We start from the raw sequence: 16,224 nt of genomic DNA, 5'->3' as shown, positions 1-16,224 counted from the left end.
AATTGCTGTTAAAATTTGAGCTGGAATCGCACCGCACCGCCAAAATCATCGTTTAGCGCTTCAAAATGACCGGGTTCTTGCCGCCAAAATAAATTGGTGTTGAGATAACCGCCCCATAGCGGCGTTGCATAAGCCAATTCACTGACCAATTCCCGACCTTGCGGAGCCAGGTTTAATTGCCGTTGACCAAATTCGGCTTGCAGGCTTTGATAGCTATAATTGACGGGCAAGTGCAAATTGAGGCCGCCGGATGAAACGCGTAGTGGCTGCGCAAAGCGAAAGGCAATTTGATCGGAGTCACTAAACAATTGGGATTTGCTGATATCAGCAGAGAAACTTGAACTCTGCAAAGTCCCGCCAGTCACTAAGCCCGACCGGGCCACTTGCGTCCAGCCTTGGCGCCAACTCGCACCAGCGCGCCAGCCGCCACCCATGTCATAGCTGGCACGGCCATCCACAAACCAGCTTTGCGCGCCGCTCGCTCCGATAGTGTCGATAAATTGCGCGCCCAAAATGCTATTGTCTTCATTCAGCCAATTGGCCGCAAGACTGAAGGAGGCAGGGCCAATATGGCGATCGAGCGCGACCCCCAGTCCGCTAAAGCGATAGTCTTCCCGTTCCGCACCAGATAATTGGTCAACTTGGTCAGCCAGAGTTTGGGCGCGGGCCACGCCGGCTTCCGCGCTGGCAGTCAATCCAAATCCCGCTATTTCGCGCCGTACGGCCAATGCGCTTTTGACTTGGCCGGCAAAACCGCGTTCGCTGCGCGGGCTCGGTGCAACCAAAAAGGCCGGTTCGCGCGCGCCTTGCATTTGGGCAACCAAACCGCTGACACCGCGCCGAAAGCCAAAGGCGACTTTAGTTTCAGGTGAAATTTGGGTCATGACCGAAGCGGCCAACATTCGCGCCCGCCGGGCACTGGCATCGGACAATGTCAAATTATCGCGGCCAACAATGCCCAATGGATCGCGGCCGATATTGACCGCTATCTGCAATCCGGCTTGCGAGGCGACCATATTGCGGCGATCGCCGTTCAAGGCGCCAGTCAGTTTAAATTCCGGCGTCGCTACATCCAAATCATGGGCAAGATTCAGCGCAAAGGCGCGATTAAAGCCATCTAATATTATGGCCCCGACATTTTGACCGCGCAGCACTGCATCGCCCATAGCGGCCGAGGTCTGTCCGTTAGTGGTGGTTAGATCTACAGCAGTTCTCGTTCCCGCCAAAGACGTCTGGCCTTGTGGCTGAAAGGCCGCGGCTATGTCCAATATCCCACGGCCAAAAGTTGCATCTGTGCCCGCTGCTCCTGCGTCCCGCGCGCTGGTGAACAACAGGTCGACAATTTGCGCGCCATCCAAATTGGGAAAGGCTTGCGCCAATAGAGCCACCGCACCGGAAATTTGCGGTGCGGAAAAAGAGGTGCCGCTCCAGAGAAAAGCGGTGCCTTCATTATCATCGGCACGCACCCGTTCGCCCAGCGCTGCCAGATAATTTTCTGCTTGGCTCCCGGCCCGGTTGCTGAACGAGGAAATATTCTCGCTCGCCCCGACCGATCCGGCAATAATCACGTGGCCATTCCCGCTTTGCGCGATGCCAGCGGCAAAACCATCTGGCGTGGCTTCGCCATCATTGCCTGCAGAAACCACCACAACCACGCCCGCTGCTGCGGCATTGGCAATGGCATTGCGAACCGTGTTGGAAATATCGGGCCCGCCGAGCGAGATATTAACAACCCGCGCACCGCTCACTCGTGCTTGATTAATTGCCGCTGCAATCGCCCCGCTATTGTGACTGCATCCGTCATCATCGGGATCATTGGGATCATCCATGGCGCAACTGCCCGGCGTGTCGGTACGCAGCACCAGAATATCGGTATCAAACGCAATACCATGGGTTCCAATATCGTTTTTGCTCGCGGCGGCCACGGCGGTTACGGCCGAACCATGGCCTCCTTCGTCGCCAATTCCGCGATTCCCTGCGAAATCATCGCTGTCGGGATGGATACGCCCGGTAAATTCGGCGCTGGAAGCATTGAGACCGCTGTCAATCACACCCAATATAATACCATCGCCAGTGGCACCCGCATCATAAGCAGACAAAGCGCCATGTTGGGTCGGGCCATCTGAACGGCGAAATTCGGCCGTATCAAAATTGGTGGGTGTTGGTGTGGGGGTGGGGGTAGGCGTAGGGGTCGGAGTAGGCGTTGGAGTAGGCGTGGGGGCTTGCGGCGGTGCAGGCGCGGGCGACGGAGCGGATCCACCGCCACCACAAGCGGTGAGCAGAATGAGCGGCGCCAAAGCAACGCCATAAAACTGTCTGTTACCCACCCGAAACTGCCGCATATTTTCAAATTTCCCCGTTAACCGAGGAATATATAGAAGATCGCCTGTTACCGACAGCTTAACAACGATCAACGCTTGCCGGAATGGGGCGGAATGATTAGGCGTTTCGCTCATGAAAGCCGAATTTTCTCATATTGATCACTGGATTTTCGATCTCGATAATGTGCTTTACCCTGCTGAATGCGATCTGTTCTCGCTGATTGACATTAAAATGGGGGCTTATATCGGGCACATGCTGGACTGTGACGAGAAAGAGGCGCGTCGGATTCAAAAACGCTATTTTCACGATCACGGCACCACGTTGGCCGGTCTGATGCATCATCATGATACCGACCCTCAAGAATTTCTCGACTATGTCCATGATATCGACATGAGCCGCTTGTCACAGGCGCCGAAGCTGCATCAAGCCATAGCCAATCTGCCAGGCGAAAAACTGGTCTTTACCAATGGTGATCGTCCCTATGCCGAAAAGATATTGGACAATCGCGGATTGAGCGGCCTGTTTGATCAAATTCATGATGTTATCGCGACCAATTTAATCCCCAAACCCGAAAAAGCCGCTTATGATAGCTTGATTACCACAACCGGAATCGATCCTGAACGGTCGCTCTTTGTTGAGGACATGGCGCGCAATTTGCGTCCAGCGAAAGATTTGGGCATGACAACAATTTGGATCAATACCGGTTCGGAATGGGGCGCCCGCGATCATGCGCCGGATTATATTGATCATGAAATTACCGATTTGGAAAGCTGGGTCACGAGCCTGCACTAAGACAAGGAAGAACCATTGTTATGACGAGTGAATTAATGAATGCCATCGAAGCGGCTTGGGAAAAGCGGGAATCGCTGAGTATCACAAGCCAAGGGCCAGAGCGCGATGCAGTGAATGCCGCACTGGCCAGTCTCGATGATGGCAGCGCTCGTGTAGCTGAAAAGCAAGATGATGCCTGGATTGTCAACCAATGGCTGAAAAAGGCGGTTCTCTTGTCATTCCGGTTGAACGACAATGCGGTCATCGAGGGGCCAGGCGGTGCCAACCACTGGGATAAAGTACCAAGCAAATTTGCCGATTGGGGCGAAAATCGCTTTCGGGAGGCTGGTTTCCGTGCGGTGCCTGGGGCGGTTGTGCGCCACGGATCCCATATTGGCCGCAACACCGTTTTGATGCCAAGTTTTGTGAATATTGGCGCCTTTGTCGACGAAGGCAGCATGATCGACACATGGGCGACCGTGGGCAGCTGTGCGCAAATTGGCAAAAATGTCCATATTTCCGGTGGTGCCGGGATTGGCGGCGTGCTCGAGCCACTGCAAGCCGGACCGGTGATTATCGAAGACGGAGCCTTTATTGGCGCGCGCAGCGAAGTGGCTGAAGGCGTTCGGGTTGGTGAGGGCGCTGTGCTGTCAATGGGCGTTTATCTGGGAGCATCAACCAAGATTATCGACCGGGTCACCGGCAAAGTCTATATCGGAGAAGTGCCTCCCTATGCGGTTGTAGTTCCGGGCTCTACGCCGCCAAAAGCCAATATTGATGGCGTCCCTGGCCCATCGCTCTACTGCGCGGTTATTGTCAAAACAGTGGATGCTCAAACCCGTTCAAAAACCGGCATAAATGAACTGTTGAGAGACTGATGAACATACCGGTGAACCAGATCAAGACCACGCTAGGGGCGAATGACCATCCCTATCGCAATGGCGCCTGGACACCGGTTTTTGAGGAACTGGACACCGACAAGCTTGAAATAATCGGAACAATCCCGACCGATATTGACGGCGTATATATCCGCAATACCGAAAACCCGGTGCATGACAGTATCGGGCGCTATCATCCCTTTGATGGCGATGGCATGATCCATGCTCTTCGTATCAAGGACGGCAAAGCCAGTTATCGCAATCGCTTTGTCCGCACCAAGGGATTTGAAGCCGAACAAGCCGAAGGCGGCCCGCTTTGGTCCGGAATCATGGGCAAGCCATCTGATTCTAAACGTCCCGGCTGGGGCGCCCATGGCAGCGTCAAGGATAGCAGTTCCACCGACGTGGTCGTTCATGCCGGGAAGATTCTTTCGACCTTCTACCAATGCGGTGAAGGCTATCAGTTGGATCCAAACTCTTTGGAAACTTTGGGCACGGCCGATTGGGTTCCGGAAGATGGCATTTCCGCTCACCCCAAGGTTGATGAGAAAACCGGCGAATTGCTATTCTTCAACTATAGCACCCAGGCGCCCTATCTCCACTATGGCGTGGTCGGTCCGGATGATCAGCTCAAGCATTTCATTCCGATAAAATTGCCCGGGGCGCGGCTGCCGCATGATATGGCGTTCAGCAAGAACTACGCGATTTTCAATGACTGTCCGCTTTATTGGAAACCCGAACTAATCGAGCAAAATCTCTATGTCCCGTCTTATCATCCTGATGAACCGACGCGCTTCGGGGTGATCCCGCGCATGGGGCAACCGAAAGACATCATGTGGTTCGAGGCCAAGTCGACCTATGTTCTGCACTGGGCCAATGCCTTTGAAGCGGGCGATGAGCTGGTGCTCGACGGCTATTTCCAGAACCAACCAGTGCCCAAACCACTGACCGATTTCCCGTCCGGCTATGAAAGCATGGGCGCCAGCATTGATCTCCACAGTTTTCAGCCTGAACTCCACCGCTGGCGGTTCAATCTGAAAACCGGCGAGACGCGGGAAGAGACGCTTTTTGACGATTATCCCGTCGAATTCGGCATGTTTAATCAGCAAGCCGCAGGTGAACCCTATCGCTATGTTTATAGCGTTACCGGCCATCCCGGCTGGTTCCTGTTCAACGGTTTGGTCAAACATGATCTGGAATCCGGAACGGCCGAACACCTCTATTTTGGCGATGACCGTTTTGGCTCAGAAGCCCCGTTTGTTCCGCGCAAAATTGCGGAATCAGAAGATGATGGCTATCTCATCAGCTTTATCACCGACATGGCGCAGGACCGCAGCGAGTGCATCGTCGTTGATGCCAAAGACATATCGGCTGGCCCGGTCTGCACGATCATCCTGCCGCACCGGATCGCTAGCGGGACCCATGCGACTTGGGCATCGGCGGAACAGATAGGCTAGTCCGTGCTCCGCACTTGATGCGGAGCCCAGAGTTAGCTGTTGCGCCCTGCCAACCTAGGCTCCGCATCAAGTGCGGAGCACCAATCACTCAAACAGCTGCCCGTCCACTTCCTTGCCCGGTGGCGGCTTCAGCCCGAGATGTTGCCACCCGCGATCATTAAGCGCGCGGCCGCGGGCGGTTCGGGCGACTAGGCCCAGCTGGATCAAGTACGGCTCAATCACTTCTTCAATCGTATCACGCGGTTCGGACAGGCCTGCCGCCAGCGTTTCCACACCAACTGGGCCGCCTTTGTAGATATCCGCAATCATATGGAGATAACGGCGATCCATCGCGTCGAGGCCGATGCTGTCGACCTCCAGCCGGGTCAGTGAAGCGTCGGCGGTTTTCTGATCCACTGTTGCGGTTCCCGCCACATTGGCGAAATCCCGCACGCGGCGAAGCAGGCGGCCCGCGATACGCGGCGTTCCCCGCGCTCGGCGGGCGACCTCGGTGGCGCCATCGGGCGCGATATCGAGACCGAGCAATTTGGCCGCGCGGTGGACGACTTTTTCCAGTTCCTCGGTGGTGTAAAAGTTCAGCCGCACCGGGATACCAAAACGATCGCGCAGCGGCGTGGTGAGCAGGCCTTGGCGGGTGGTGGCACCGATCAGAGTGAATTGCGGCAGGTCAATCCGCACGCTCCGCGCTGACGGACCTTCGCCAATGATCAGGTCGAGCGCGCGGTCCTCCATCGCTGGATAGAGCACTTCCTCAACCACCGGATTGAGCCGGTGAATTTCATCAATGAAAAGCACATCGCCTTCTTCAAGGTTGGTCAGCAGCGCCGCAAGGTCACCGGATTTGGCAATGACCGGCCCGGATGTGGCGCGAAAGCCAACGCCCAGTTCGCGGGCAATAATCTGTGCCAGCGTGGTCTTGCCAAGCCCCGGCGGTCCAAAGAAGAGAGTGTGGTCCAGCGCCTCACTGCGACTTTTCGCGGCCTCGATAAACACCCGCAAGTTGGACCGCGCCGCTTCCTGCCCGATAAATTCATCGAGCGTTTTCGGACGCAAAGCAGCATCGATATCTTCGACCTTGCGTTCGGGAGATGAGAGGCGGTCTTCGGTCATTCTTTTGGCTCCAGGCTCATAATCCATTGCCAGAAAGGATCATCGGATTTGTCATCACCCATGTCTGGAACATCAGACACTATTTCTGAAGCGGTCTTTGGAATATTCACATCAAATGTTTGGCTCACCCATTTTTGTAGCAATACAGGTGGGTTTGGAGCGGGTTCAAACTCTTCCTCATCATTGTCTTCCGCCCAGATCTCTTTTGGTGTTTTGCCATGATTTTCTGGCCAACAAAGCTCGTCATATCCAATTGCGAGCAGACGCAAGAGGTCTACAGGATCATTGACCAGAACTCCCAACATGGTCGAGCCAGAACCCGATCCTAAATGGACGATTCGGGTTCCACCGTCATTATCAAGCCACAGCGCAACATAAGATCCATCGCCGCCTGTTTGACAAAATGCCGCAAGCCGATCGTAAACGGATGGATCGTCGCTATGCGTCCAGGCCTTCGCATATTCAGAATCTACTGGCCCCAACGCTAGACAGCCATTCTCTTTATCTGGCCCGATATCGGCGTATGCATATCCATCTCCGCCAAAATTATGATCCAAGCGCTGCTCACCAATCCATCGAAAATAGGTGATCAGTGGGTCGGGTACAGAGATTGCTTCAGGAAAAGACCCGATCATGGTTTCAAAGAACAGGCTCACTTCGCCGCCTTCTTCAGCGCCAGCCGCACTAGCGCATCCAGAGTCACACCATCACCCGCCTCGGCATCGGCCGCCGCGACCGCTGCGCTGGCTTCGGCCGGTTTGAAACCCAGATTCTGCAACGCGCTGACCGCATCGGCGCTGTTATTCGACGGGGCATGGGCCGCGCCGCCGGCGCCGGCAATCGGATCGGTAGCAATGGCGCCGACCTTGTCTTTCAGCTCGTTGACGATGCGCAGCGCCAGTTTCGGGCCCACGCCATTGGCCCGCGCGACCATTGCCTTGTCACCGGTCGCCACTGCTCTGGAAATCTCGCCCGGTTCCAGCGCGGAAAGAATTGCCAGCGCCACTTTACCGCCCACGCCCTGTACCGAAATCAGAAGCCGGAACCAGTCGCGCTCCGACCCCGAAGCAAAGCCCATCAGGCGCATGTCGGTCTCGCTGACCTGCATTTCGGTATAAATGGTCGCACCGTCGCCAACGCCGCCAATGGCGGTGATTGTCCGCGACGAGGCAAAGACCAGATAGCCGACGCCGTTCACATCCAGCACGATATTGTCCGTGCCGATTTCGTCGATAATACCGGTGAGTTTTGCAATCATGATAGTGTTTTAGCGCGGCTAGCGAATCTGTCGAGTTTTTGTTTTGTTCTTTTTGCTCTCAACGCTTTCGATGATGCGCGTGTGTGATCGCCACCGCCAAAGCATCAGCGGCATCGTGCCCGGCCAGCTTCACGCCGGGCAGCAGGATTTTGAGCATCGCCTGGATCTGATCCTTGTCCGCCTTGCCGACGCCGACAACCGATTTCTTGACCGCTCGGGCAGCATATTCGCCGACCTCAATCCCCGATCGCGATGCACCGAGCAGCACAACGCCGCGCGCCTGCCCGAGCTTTAACGTGCTTTGCGGATTGCTATTGACGAACACTTCTTCGACCGCTGCCGCATCCGGCTTATATTCCAGCATCAGGTCGGTCAGCGCGAGATCGAGTTTGAGCAACCGGCTCGCCAGCTGCATTTTTGGATCGGTTTTTATATGGCCATTGGCGATATGTGACAGCCGGTTACCTTCCGCGCTGATCACACCCCAGCCGGTGGTTCCCAGTCCGGGATCGAGACCCAAGATAATCATGGCTGCATGATCACCCGGCGCTCAGCTTCTCCATGATCTCATCGGATACGCTGTAATTGCCGTGCACGGTTTGGACATCATCATCTTCCTCCAGCGCATCAATAAGGTTCAACAAGGTTTCAGCCTGCGCTGCATCCACTTCCACTTCGACGGACGGCTTCCATGCCAATTTCACCGTTTCCGCCTCGCCAAGCGATTTTTCCAGCGATCCGGCAACTTCGTGCAAATCTTCCATGGCGGTCCAGATTTCATGCCCATCTTCTGACGATTGAATATCGTCGCCGCCGGCTTCCATCACCGCCTCCATGACCGTATCCTCGTCGCCAACGGCAGCCGGATAGCTGATATAGCCGACCCGTTCAAAACCATGAGACACAGAACCACTTTCGCCCATATTGCCACCGTTGCGAGAGAAAATGGTGCGCACATTGGTCACCGTGCGGTTGGTATTGTCGGTCAGCGCCTCAACAATCAGCGATACGCCGCCTGGACCGAAACCTTCGTAGCGGACTTCTTTATAATCATCGCCTTCACTAGCCGACGCTTTGTCGATCGCGCGTTGAATATTATCCTTCGGCATGGACTGGCCTTTGGCATTGTTCACGGCCAAGCGCAGGCGCGGGTTCATATCCGGGTCGGGCATGCCTGATTTCGCGGCGACGGTAATTTCGCGACTAAGTTTGGAGAACATCGCCGAGCGCTTCTTGTCCTGCGCGCCTTTACGGTGTTTGATATTTGCAAATTTACTATGGCCTGCCATATGAATCGTCCGTACCTGAATTATTGTTAATGAGGTTCTTTGCCGCATGTTCGAACCCAACTCAACCATTGGATGGCCCATGAGCCGTTTGAAGGCGACAACGCGCGATCTGCTGATATTTCTGCGCGCGCCGAAACTGACGGATAATGGCGGTGTAATTCAACAGCAAATGCCAGGCGCACCAGCGGATCTCCTCTGGCTGTTCCTGCTCAATTGCATAATAGTTGCGGCCATTGCGCTCCTGTTACTCCCGGTTATGCTGGCCTTTGATATTAGCATGTCAAACAGCATGTCTGATCTGTTCGGACGGCCGATTTGGCAATTGCTGCTCATAGTTGTCGTCGCCGGACCGATTGTCGAAGAACTGATGTTTCGATCATGGCTGAGCGGCAAGCCGCGGCTCTTAATCCCTCTGTCCGGGCTTATTCTATGGATGGCTATGACCTATGGTTTTAATCAGCTGGGATGGGCCGAGGCATCATCGATCACCGGTGCCATTATGTTGTCCGCCATCATTATTGCAGTGCTCATCGGGACGATTGTCATGTGGAAACGCGCCGCACCCTCATGGTTTATCCGGATTTTCCCGATCATTTTCTGGGCTCAGGCCCTGGTTTTTGGTTTGGTGCATGTTTTTAATTATGCCGGTGACAATCCCGCCGCTTTGCTGCCCTTTGTTCTGCCACAAACTATCGGCGGCCTGATCTGGGGCTATGCCCGAATCCGCTATGGCTGGTGGGCCAATATTGCTATGCATATGGCCTATAATTTGCTGGCAACCAGCGGTCTGATCTACGTTCTGCTCACGCGGCCGGACTTGATTTAGTCGGTTATGACCGCCGTACCGGAAGACGAGACCATCAACATCGAGCCTTTATCGCCGACAACCTCGTAATCAAGATCAACGCCGATAACAGCATTGGCTCCCAGTTTTGCCGCCTCCGCCTGCATTTCCAGCAAGGCTTCATCCCGGGCGCGTTTCAGAACATTTTCATATTTGCCGGACCGGCCGCCAACAATGTCGGTAATGCTCGCAAATAGATCGCGAAATAAATTGGCGCCGACGATCACTTCGCCAATAACGATGCCGCGATAATCCCGGATCGTTTTGCCTTCAATATTGGGGGTGGTAGTGACGATCATGCTAACTCTCCAAAGGGTGAAGGGAGATGTTAGCGGATCGGTCAGGCGAGACCAAGAGCCGACTTATAGGTGTCGAGTATCGCTTCCATTTCTTGGCGGTCGTGGGTTTCCATTTTGCGCAGGCGAACAATCTGACGCATGATTTTCGCATCATAGCCTTGGGATTTGGCTTCGGAATATACGTCCCGAATATCGTCAGCAATGCCCTTTTTCTCTTCTTCCAACCGTTCGATACGCTCAATAAACAGACGCAACTGGTCTGCGGCAACATTGCCTTCACTCATTTTCAAATTCCCTAGAAATGTTGATTTTGGATTCGTTGCCCTGCTTTAATCGGCTGCTGCATTTTTGGCTACGCTTTCCTTCATCCGCTGGAGCTTTTCTGGTGTTGCTTCGGTTTGAAATTTCTTCTTCCATTCCGATGACGGCATGCCATGGATCGCTTGCCGCGCTTCTTCCTTGGTCATGTCACCGCCATCCGCATGGGTTGCCTCCATGATCCAATCGGCCAAACAATTGCGGCAGAAACCGGCAAGGCCCATCAGATCAATATTTTCCGCATCATGGCGGTGCTGCAAATGTTTGACGAGACGGCGAAAAGCGGCGGCCGCCGCTGCGTCAGAAATTTCTTCACTCATAAAAATGCTTCCGTTGCTTTTTGTTTTTTTCCTGTCATGATTCGCAAATATTAAGCGTCAACTGGACGCATCAACACAGGAATTTTCGATGGCATCGCATATGTTCTCCCGCGACCGCAAAGTAAAGGTGCTCGCGACACTCGGACCCGCAAGTGGCAGTCCCGAGATGATCGAGAAAATGTATAAGGCCGGCGTCGATGCGTTTCGCATGAATATGAGTCACGGCGAACATCAAGCCCATGCCAAAAACGTAAAATCTATTCGCGCTTTGGAAAAAAAGGCGGGACGGCCGATAACCATATTGGCCGATTTACAGGGGCCCAAGTTACGGATCGGGACCTTTGCCAAAGCCCCGATATTGTTGAAAACCGGAGCCACTTTTACACTCGATCTGAAAAAAACAAAAGGCGATGCCAAGCGGGTTAACTTGCCGCATCGTGAAATTATCGAAACTCTGGCACCTGGCCACACTTTGTTGCTGGATGATGGAAAAATTCGCCTTGAAGTCACCAAAGCGGATGGCAAAAGTGTGACCACAAAGGTCATTGTTGGCGGTCCGATTTCGGATCGCAAGGGCGTCAATGTGCCCGAAGTAGTCCTCCCGGTCAGTTCGTTGACTGACAAGGATCGCAAGGATCTAACCTTCGCATTGGATCAAGATGTCGACTGGATTGCACTCAGCTTCGTGCAGCGGCCCGAAGATGTAGCTGAAGCGCGGCGGCTCATTGGCGGCAAAGCGGCCCTATTGGCAAAAATTGAAAAGCCCGCGGCTATTGATCGATTGGAAGAAATACTGGAGCTTTCCGATGCCGTAATGGTTGCGCGCGGCGATTTGGGCGTAGAATTGCTACCCGAACAAGTACCCCCGTTGCAGAAAAAAATTGTCGCCGCGGCCCGCAATTTGGGGCGCCCTGTCGTGGTCGCTACGCAAATGTTGGAATCCATGATTACCTCGCCCACGCCAACCCGAGCCGAAGTGTCAGATGTCGCTACCGCAATTTATGATGGCGCGGATGCAATCATGTTGTCCGCTGAATCGGCTGTTGGCGAATGGCCGATTGAGGCAGCGACAATGATGGATCGCATTGCAATGCAAGTCGAGAGCGATGCTTCTTATGCTGAAAGGGTTCACTTCACAGAAACGGTGCCGGATGAAACCACAGCGGATGCCTTGGCTGCTGCGAGCTATAATATCGCACGGACGGTTAAAACATCTGCGATTGTCTGTTTCACCAAATCCGGTTCAACCGCTCGCCGCATGGCGCGGGAACGCCCGTCTGTGCCACTTTTGGTTCTCACACCCGATCGCCGCACGGCGAGACGCGTGGGATTATTATGGGGCGCGCATGCGGTCGTCACCCGGGATGTCAGTGACTTTGAAGAAATGATTGCCAAAGCCAAGCGGATGGCGTTGCGGCACAAATTGGGCAAGGCCGGATCGCGTCTGATTATCTGTGCTGGCGTCCCCTTTGGTACGCCTGGCTCAACCAATTTGCTGCATGTTGTACGGTTAAGTGGCGATGAGTTAAAACGCGCCTGACCGAAAGCGCGGCTTTGGATGTCTCGCATTCATCCAATCGCTGAGACTATGAAAGCAAGTGGAGCGCGTGCAGCTCCTGCTCCAACGCTGCAGCATTGGTAAAATGATGGCTTTTAATGCCCTCAGCCAATGCCCCTTCGATATTTTCCAAACGGTCATCGATGAACAGACATTGCGCGGCTGACCGCTCGAAACGCTTCAATGCCAACTGATAAATCGCGCGATCAGGTTTCAACAGCTTCTCGTCCCCCGACACCACAATATCTTCAAAAAGATCAAATATCGGTGCTGTTGTACGAAAATTCTGCCAGAGCTCGGCGCCAAAATTGGTGATCCCAAAAATCGGGACATGATTAGCAGCCAATTTTTCAACAAGCGCCAATGATCCGTCTACCGGACCAGGAATAGTTTCATTAAATCGCGCGGCATAGGCTGTGATTAACGCTTCATATTGGGGGAATTGCGCAATGCGCTCTGGCAGCATGTCCGCGAGCGCGCGGCCCGCATCATGTTGGAAATGCCATTCTGTCGTCACCACATTTTGCAAGAACCAATCGAGTTCCTGCGGATCGTCAATCAGTTTTTCAAAGAGACAGCGCAAATCCCATTGATACAGCACATTGCCGACATCAAATATAACCGTGTCAATATTGGAAATGGCAGACGTTGCTGCCACGAAACAAATCTAACCCTGGCGCGCTTTGAACCGGCGATTCGTTTTGTTGATCACATAGGTGCGGCCACGACGACGGATCACGCGGCAGTCCCGATGACGGTTTTTGAGCGACTTCAAAGAGTTGCGGATCTTCATTTTGGTACCACGCCTTAATAAATTAAATGTCTTGAAAACGGTCTCAGCCGATTGCAGAGGGTGCGATTAAGGTTGTGACCGGCTAAAGTCAAGCCGGAGAAACGTCAATCTCCCCGAATTTCACCCAATTTACGCTCCCACGCCAATGCGTGGGTCACTATTTGGTCCAAATCAGCATATTGTGGCTGCCATGGAAAGCGATCCATGATCGCGCGATTGTCCGATATGAGCGAATCGGGATCACCGGCTCGGCGCCCTTCAAGTTGACGGTTGATTTTCATATTGGTGACCCGATCAACTGCATCAAGCACTTCCAGCACGGAAAAGCCGCGGCCATAACCGCAATTGAGCAGATGATTTTGCTGCGGATCAGCGATTAAGGCGTCCAAGGCTAGCACATGCGCTGCCGCCAGATCTGAAACATGAATATAGTCGCGAACGCCGGTGCCATCCGGCGTATCATAATCGGTTCCGAAAACCGCGACTTGATCGCGTTTTCCAAGCGCCGCTTCGACGGCGACCTTGATCAAATGGGTGGCGCCGGCGGTAGATTGCCCGGAGCGGGCTGCAGGATCCGCTCCTGCAACATTGAAATAGCGCAACGCACAGAAATTTATGTCATGCGCAGCCGACACATCCCGCAACATATGCTCGGTCATCAGTTTCGACATGCCATAAGGGTTAATCGGGTTTTGCGGCGTATCTTCTTTGACCGGACTCTCTGCAGGAATGCCATAGGTCGCTGCGGTCGAAGAAAAAATGAAATGTTTCACGCCATTGGTCACAGCCGATTCAATCAGGCTGCGGCTCTTGGCGCTGTTATTGTCATAATATTTAAGGGGATCTTCAACCGATTCAGGAACTACGATCGATCCGGCAAAATGCATGATCGCGCCGATATTTTGTTCGGCAATAATGTCCGCAACCCGCGCGCTATCACCAACATTAGCTTCATAAAATGGAACATCGTCCGGCACGGCCCACCGAAAACCAGTCACCAAATTGTCAATTACTGCAACCGGCCATCCCGCATCCTTGAGTGCAAGCACAGCATGGCTGCCGATATAACCAGCCCCACCTGTGACCAATATTGTGAAGCGATCGGACATAATGCCTCCTGTAAACCGATAAACTAGCGGCTTTATCTTCGAAAAGTCGCCAATCGGTTAACCATAGAGCCATAGAGATGCAATTATTTACGTCTCGCTCGGTATTTTTGAGCTACAATGGTCTGAGATTGGCCAGGAGATAGAATATTATGGCATGGAACAAGCTTTTGGCAGCAGGCGCGCTGTCCCTCTTCGCAACCGCATGTGTCGCTACGACCCCGCCGGTTGATGTTACCCGTTTTCATAATGCGCAAGACGCACAAATTCCAACCGGCACAATAGCCATTATCTCTTCTTCACAAGCAACTGAAAATCAAACCTTGGAACAAAGCACTTATGAAGCTGCGGTGCGTCAAGAATTGCAGCGCATCGGTTTTAGCGATCCGGCCGGCGATGCCGCCAATGGAGAATATGTTGCGCGCGTGTCGGTGGAGCAAAGCCGCCTGACTGCTGGTGGCGGCCGTTCACCCGTCTCGGTTGGCGTTGGTGGCCGAACAGGAAGCTATGGATCTGGCGTCGGTCTTGGCATTGGGATTAATCTCAGCGGCAAGCCCAAAGATAAAATTGCCACGGAATTATCGGTGCGGATAACCCGCCGCGACGATGGACAAACCCTTTGGGAAGGCCGCTCTTCGGTCGAAGCCAAAGAAGGTTCGCCAGCAGCCCAGCCGGGTCTAGCAGCGGCAAAATTGGCAGCAGCCTTATTCAGGGACTTCCCCGGAGAGTCAGGAACTACTATCAGGGTGCCATGAGCATTCAAATCACTGCCGCTTTTGACAGCGGGAACATCACCGTCCACGACATTTCCGGGACACAGGCTAACCTTTCGATCCGCAAGGACAAAGATAGCGCTTTTTTCCAATGGTTCCACTTTCGCGTAAGCTGTGGCATTGGGGATGAGTTGCAACTTAACATTAGCGGCTTGACCGAATCTGCTTATCCTCAAGGCTGGCCCGGTTACAAAGCCTGTGTGAGCGAAGATCGTGAATATTGGGGTCGGGCAGATAGCGAGTATGACGAAGCCAAGGGCCGCTTGTCGATCCGCTATATCGCAACCAGCAATATCGTCTGGTTTGCCTATTTCGCCCCTTATAGCATGGATCGCCATCATGATCTTATCGCCGAACTGGCTTCGGTCGAAGGGGTAACATGCCGGACATTGGGTCATTCGCTGGAAGGCCAGCCAATTGATTGTCTGGAAATGGGAGAAGGGTCCAAACAGATTTGGCTCTACGCCCGCCAGCATCCCGGCGAAAGCATGGCGGAGTGGTGGATGGAAGGCGCTTTGGAAATGCTTGCCGATCCCAGCGATCCGCAAGCACGCGCTTTATTACAGAAATGTCAATTTCACATTGTCCCCAATATGAACCCAGATGGTTCGTTTAGAGGGCACTTACGAACCAATCATGTGGGCACCAACCTGAATCGGGAATGGCATGAACCAAGCGCAGAAAAAAGCCCTGAAGTGCTTTGTGTGCGCAATGCAATGGATGAAAGCGGGGTGGATTTTGCCATGGATGTGCACGGAGACGAAGCCATTCCAGCGGTTTTCATAGCCGGATTTGAAGGCATTCCAAGTTGGACCGAAGAATTGGGCCGCAAATATCATAGCTATCGTGACCGGCTCGCGGCCCGGACCCCGGATTTCCAAACGGAATTGGGCTATCCCACCGCTGCCAAAGGCAAAGCGAACCTCTCCATGTCAACCAATCAGGTCGCCGAACGTTTCGGTGCGGTGGCGATGACTTTGGAAATGCCATTCAAAGATAATCGCGATCTCCCCGACAGCGAACAAGGCTGGTCCCCGGAACGCTGCAAATTGCTCGCGCGCGAATGTTTGGCGACATTGGCGGAGCTGGTGGATGAGGTTTAGTTTTGAACTTTCCAACCCTTCTAAT

19 protein-coding genes are annotated in these 16,224 nt (G+C 53.8%); 7 read left to right on the top strand and 12 right to left on the bottom strand.

Annotated elements, in window-relative coordinates; translation table 11 throughout:
* Positions 1 to 8: 8 nt before the first annotated feature.
* Positions 9 to 2,456 carry a S8 family peptidase gene (locus tag ABJU74_RS08870; protein ID WP_348422671.1) on the bottom strand — a complete coding sequence of 816 codons (2,448 nt, stop codon included), beginning with the start codon at positions 2,454 to 2,456 and terminating at the stop codon, positions 9 to 11.
* Here ABJU74_RS08870 and ABJU74_RS08865 point away from each other — a divergent pair.
* The 3 genes from ABJU74_RS08865 to ABJU74_RS08855 are packed head-to-tail and all read left to right on the top strand — an operon-like array spanning position 2,455 to position 5,428.
* The gene (locus ABJU74_RS08865; protein WP_348383403.1) at positions 2,455 to 3,114 is read left to right on the top strand and encodes a pyrimidine 5'-nucleotidase; all 660 of its coding nucleotides are present in this window, start codon (positions 2,455 to 2,457) and stop codon (positions 3,112 to 3,114) included. The genes ABJU74_RS08870 and ABJU74_RS08865 overlap by 2 nt on opposite strands.
* 20 nt (positions 3,115 to 3,134) lie before the next feature.
* The gene (gene dapD, locus ABJU74_RS08860) at positions 3,135 to 3,971 is read left to right on the top strand and encodes a 2,3,4,5-tetrahydropyridine-2,6-dicarboxylate N-succinyltransferase (RefSeq protein ID WP_348383404.1); all 837 of its coding nucleotides are present in this window, start codon (positions 3,135 to 3,137) and stop codon (positions 3,969 to 3,971) included.
* Positions 3,971 to 5,428 carry a carotenoid oxygenase family protein gene (locus ABJU74_RS08855; protein ID WP_348383405.1) on the top strand — a complete coding sequence of 486 codons (1,458 nt, stop codon included), beginning with the start codon at positions 3,971 to 3,973 and terminating at the stop codon, positions 5,426 to 5,428. The genes dapD and ABJU74_RS08855 overlap by 1 nt, the downstream gene beginning before the upstream one ends.
* Positions 5,429 to 5,512: 84 nt before the next feature.
* Here the strand turns inward: ABJU74_RS08855 and ruvB are convergent, their stop codons facing one another.
* From ruvB to ABJU74_RS08830, 5 genes are read right to left on the bottom strand one after another with little or no spacing between them, the layout of a single operon-like run.
* Complete coding sequence (gene ruvB / locus ABJU74_RS08850) at positions 5,513 to 6,538, bottom strand: Holliday junction branch migration DNA helicase RuvB (RefSeq protein WP_348383406.1); 1,026 nt, start codon at positions 6,536 to 6,538, stop codon at positions 5,513 to 5,515.
* A complete protein-coding gene (locus ABJU74_RS08845; RefSeq protein WP_348383407.1) occupies positions 6,535 to 7,194 on the bottom strand; it encodes a hypothetical protein in 660 nt (219 codons plus the stop codon). Before ABJU74_RS08845 ends, ruvB begins: the two co-directional genes overlap by 4 nt.
* Positions 7,191 to 7,796: a Holliday junction branch migration protein RuvA gene (gene ruvA / locus ABJU74_RS08840; RefSeq protein ID WP_348383408.1), complete on the bottom strand. Its 606-nt coding sequence runs from the start codon at positions 7,794 to 7,796 to the stop codon at positions 7,191 to 7,193. The genes ABJU74_RS08845 and ruvA overlap by 4 nt, the downstream gene beginning before the upstream one ends.
* A 58-nt stretch (positions 7,797 to 7,854) precedes the next feature.
* A complete protein-coding gene (gene ruvC / locus ABJU74_RS08835; RefSeq protein ID WP_348383409.1) occupies positions 7,855 to 8,325 on the bottom strand; it encodes a crossover junction endodeoxyribonuclease RuvC in 471 nt (156 codons plus the stop codon).
* A 10-nt stretch (positions 8,326 to 8,335) separates the two neighbouring features.
* Entirely contained in the window at positions 8,336 to 9,085 is a 750-nt protein-coding gene (locus ABJU74_RS08830; RefSeq protein ID WP_348383410.1) for a YebC/PmpR family DNA-binding transcriptional regulator, read from the bottom strand.
* Positions 9,086 to 9,164: 79 nt separating this feature from the next.
* Here ABJU74_RS08830 and ABJU74_RS08825 point away from each other — a divergent pair, with 79 nt between their 5' ends.
* Positions 9,165 to 9,911, top strand: a complete 747-nt coding sequence (locus ABJU74_RS08825) for a CPBP family glutamic-type intramembrane protease (RefSeq protein ID WP_348383411.1) — start codon at positions 9,165 to 9,167, stop codon at positions 9,909 to 9,911.
* On the opposite strand, the gene ABJU74_RS08820 is transcribed toward ABJU74_RS08825, so the two are convergent.
* The 3 genes from ABJU74_RS08820 to ABJU74_RS08810 are packed head-to-tail and all read right to left on the bottom strand — an operon-like array spanning position 9,908 to position 10,866.
* On the bottom strand, positions 9,908 to 10,228 hold the full coding sequence (locus ABJU74_RS08820; RefSeq protein WP_348383412.1) for a heavy metal-binding domain-containing protein: 321 nt from the start codon (positions 10,226 to 10,228) through the stop codon (positions 9,908 to 9,910). The genes ABJU74_RS08825 and ABJU74_RS08820 overlap by 4 nt on opposite strands.
* 41 nt (positions 10,229 to 10,269) lie before the next feature.
* Positions 10,270 to 10,512 (bottom strand): DUF2312 domain-containing protein, encoded by a 243-nt coding sequence (locus ABJU74_RS08815; RefSeq protein ID WP_074203789.1) that lies wholly within the window; start codon positions 10,510 to 10,512, stop codon positions 10,270 to 10,272.
* Between the two features lie 45 nt (positions 10,513 to 10,557).
* On the bottom strand, positions 10,558 to 10,866 hold the full coding sequence (locus ABJU74_RS08810; protein WP_348383413.1) for a DUF1244 domain-containing protein: 309 nt from the start codon (positions 10,864 to 10,866) through the stop codon (positions 10,558 to 10,560).
* An 88-nt stretch (positions 10,867 to 10,954) separates the two neighbouring features.
* On the opposite strand from ABJU74_RS08810, the gene pyk reads away from it, so the two are divergent.
* Entirely contained in the window at positions 10,955 to 12,406 is a 1,452-nt protein-coding gene (gene pyk, locus ABJU74_RS08805) for a pyruvate kinase (RefSeq protein WP_348383414.1), read from the top strand.
* Positions 12,407 to 12,452: 46 nt separating this feature from the next.
* On the opposite strand, the gene ABJU74_RS08800 is transcribed toward pyk, so the two are convergent.
* The 3 genes from ABJU74_RS08800 to galE form a co-directional block, all read right to left on the bottom strand.
* The gene (locus ABJU74_RS08800; RefSeq protein WP_348383416.1) at positions 12,453 to 13,082 is read right to left on the bottom strand and encodes an HAD family phosphatase; all 630 of its coding nucleotides are present in this window, start codon (positions 13,080 to 13,082) and stop codon (positions 12,453 to 12,455) included.
* A gap of 9 nt (positions 13,083 to 13,091) precedes the next feature.
* Complete coding sequence (gene ykgO, locus ABJU74_RS08795; RefSeq protein WP_007165381.1) at positions 13,092 to 13,217, bottom strand: type B 50S ribosomal protein L36; 126 nt, start codon at positions 13,215 to 13,217, stop codon at positions 13,092 to 13,094.
* A 104-nt stretch (positions 13,218 to 13,321) separates the two neighbouring features.
* Positions 13,322 to 14,326: a UDP-glucose 4-epimerase GalE gene (gene galE, locus ABJU74_RS08790; RefSeq protein ID WP_348383418.1), complete on the bottom strand. Its 1,005-nt coding sequence runs from the start codon at positions 14,324 to 14,326 to the stop codon at positions 13,322 to 13,324.
* Between the two features lie 149 nt (positions 14,327 to 14,475).
* On the opposite strand from galE, the gene ABJU74_RS08785 reads away from it, so the two are divergent.
* Both ABJU74_RS08785 and ABJU74_RS08780 read left to right on the top strand, forming a co-directional pair.
* Positions 14,476 to 15,078: a DUF4136 domain-containing protein gene (locus ABJU74_RS08785; RefSeq protein ID WP_348383420.1), complete on the top strand. Its 603-nt coding sequence runs from the start codon at positions 14,476 to 14,478 to the stop codon at positions 15,076 to 15,078.
* The gene (locus ABJU74_RS08780; protein ID WP_348383422.1) at positions 15,075 to 16,199 is read left to right on the top strand and encodes a M14-type cytosolic carboxypeptidase; all 1,125 of its coding nucleotides are present in this window, start codon (positions 15,075 to 15,077) and stop codon (positions 16,197 to 16,199) included. The genes ABJU74_RS08785 and ABJU74_RS08780 overlap by 4 nt, the downstream gene beginning before the upstream one ends.
* Positions 16,200 to 16,224: the final 25 nt, after the last annotated feature.

Origin of the sequence: Parasphingorhabdus sp. (assembly GCF_039982415.1) — a bacterium.
Taxonomy (GTDB): domain Bacteria; phylum Pseudomonadota; class Alphaproteobacteria; order Sphingomonadales; family Sphingomonadaceae; genus Parasphingorhabdus.
Note: the sequence above shows the minus strand (reverse complement) of the source record. Positions and strands in the feature narration are given on the sequence as shown.

Coding starts and splice junctions, on each gene's coding strand:
- ABJU74_RS08865 (WP_348383403.1), top strand. CDS start 2,455: ATGAAAGCCGAATTTTCTCATATTGATCACTGGATTTTCGATCTCGAT.
- ABJU74_RS08870 (WP_348422671.1), bottom strand. CDS start 2,456: ATGAGCGAAACGCCTAATCATTCCGCCCCATTCCGGCAAGCGTTGATC.
- pyk (WP_348383414.1), top strand. CDS start 10,955: ATGGCATCGCATATGTTCTCCCGCGACCGCAAAGTAAAGGTGCTCGCG.
- dapD (WP_348383404.1), top strand. CDS start 3,135: ATGACGAGTGAATTAATGAATGCCATCGAAGCGGCTTGGGAAAAGCGG.
- ABJU74_RS08820 (WP_348383412.1), bottom strand. CDS start 10,228: ATGATCGTCACTACCACCCCCAATATTGAAGGCAAAACGATCCGGGAT.
- ruvB (WP_348383406.1), bottom strand. CDS start 6,538: ATGACCGAAGACCGCCTCTCATCTCCCGAACGCAAGGTCGAAGATATC.
- ruvC (WP_348383409.1), bottom strand. CDS start 8,325: ATGATTATCTTGGGTCTCGATCCCGGACTGGGAACCACCGGCTGGGGT.
- ABJU74_RS08785 (WP_348383420.1), top strand. CDS start 14,476: ATGGCATGGAACAAGCTTTTGGCAGCAGGCGCGCTGTCCCTCTTCGCA.
- ABJU74_RS08855 (WP_348383405.1), top strand. CDS start 3,971: ATGAACATACCGGTGAACCAGATCAAGACCACGCTAGGGGCGAATGAC.
- galE (WP_348383418.1), bottom strand. CDS start 14,326: ATGTCCGATCGCTTCACAATATTGGTCACAGGTGGGGCTGGTTATATC.
- ABJU74_RS08830 (WP_348383410.1), bottom strand. CDS start 9,085: ATGGCAGGCCATAGTAAATTTGCAAATATCAAACACCGTAAAGGCGCG.
- ykgO (WP_007165381.1), bottom strand. CDS start 13,217: ATGAAGATCCGCAACTCTTTGAAGTCGCTCAAAAACCGTCATCGGGAC.
- ruvA (WP_348383408.1), bottom strand. CDS start 7,796: ATGATTGCAAAACTCACCGGTATTATCGACGAAATCGGCACGGACAAT.
- ABJU74_RS08810 (WP_348383413.1), bottom strand. CDS start 10,866: ATGAGTGAAGAAATTTCTGACGCAGCGGCGGCCGCCGCTTTTCGCCGT.
- ABJU74_RS08780 (WP_348383422.1), top strand. CDS start 15,075: ATGAGCATTCAAATCACTGCCGCTTTTGACAGCGGGAACATCACCGTC.
- ABJU74_RS08815 (WP_074203789.1), bottom strand. CDS start 10,512: ATGAGTGAAGGCAATGTTGCCGCAGACCAGTTGCGTCTGTTTATTGAG.
- ABJU74_RS08825 (WP_348383411.1), top strand. CDS start 9,165: ATGAGCCGTTTGAAGGCGACAACGCGCGATCTGCTGATATTTCTGCGC.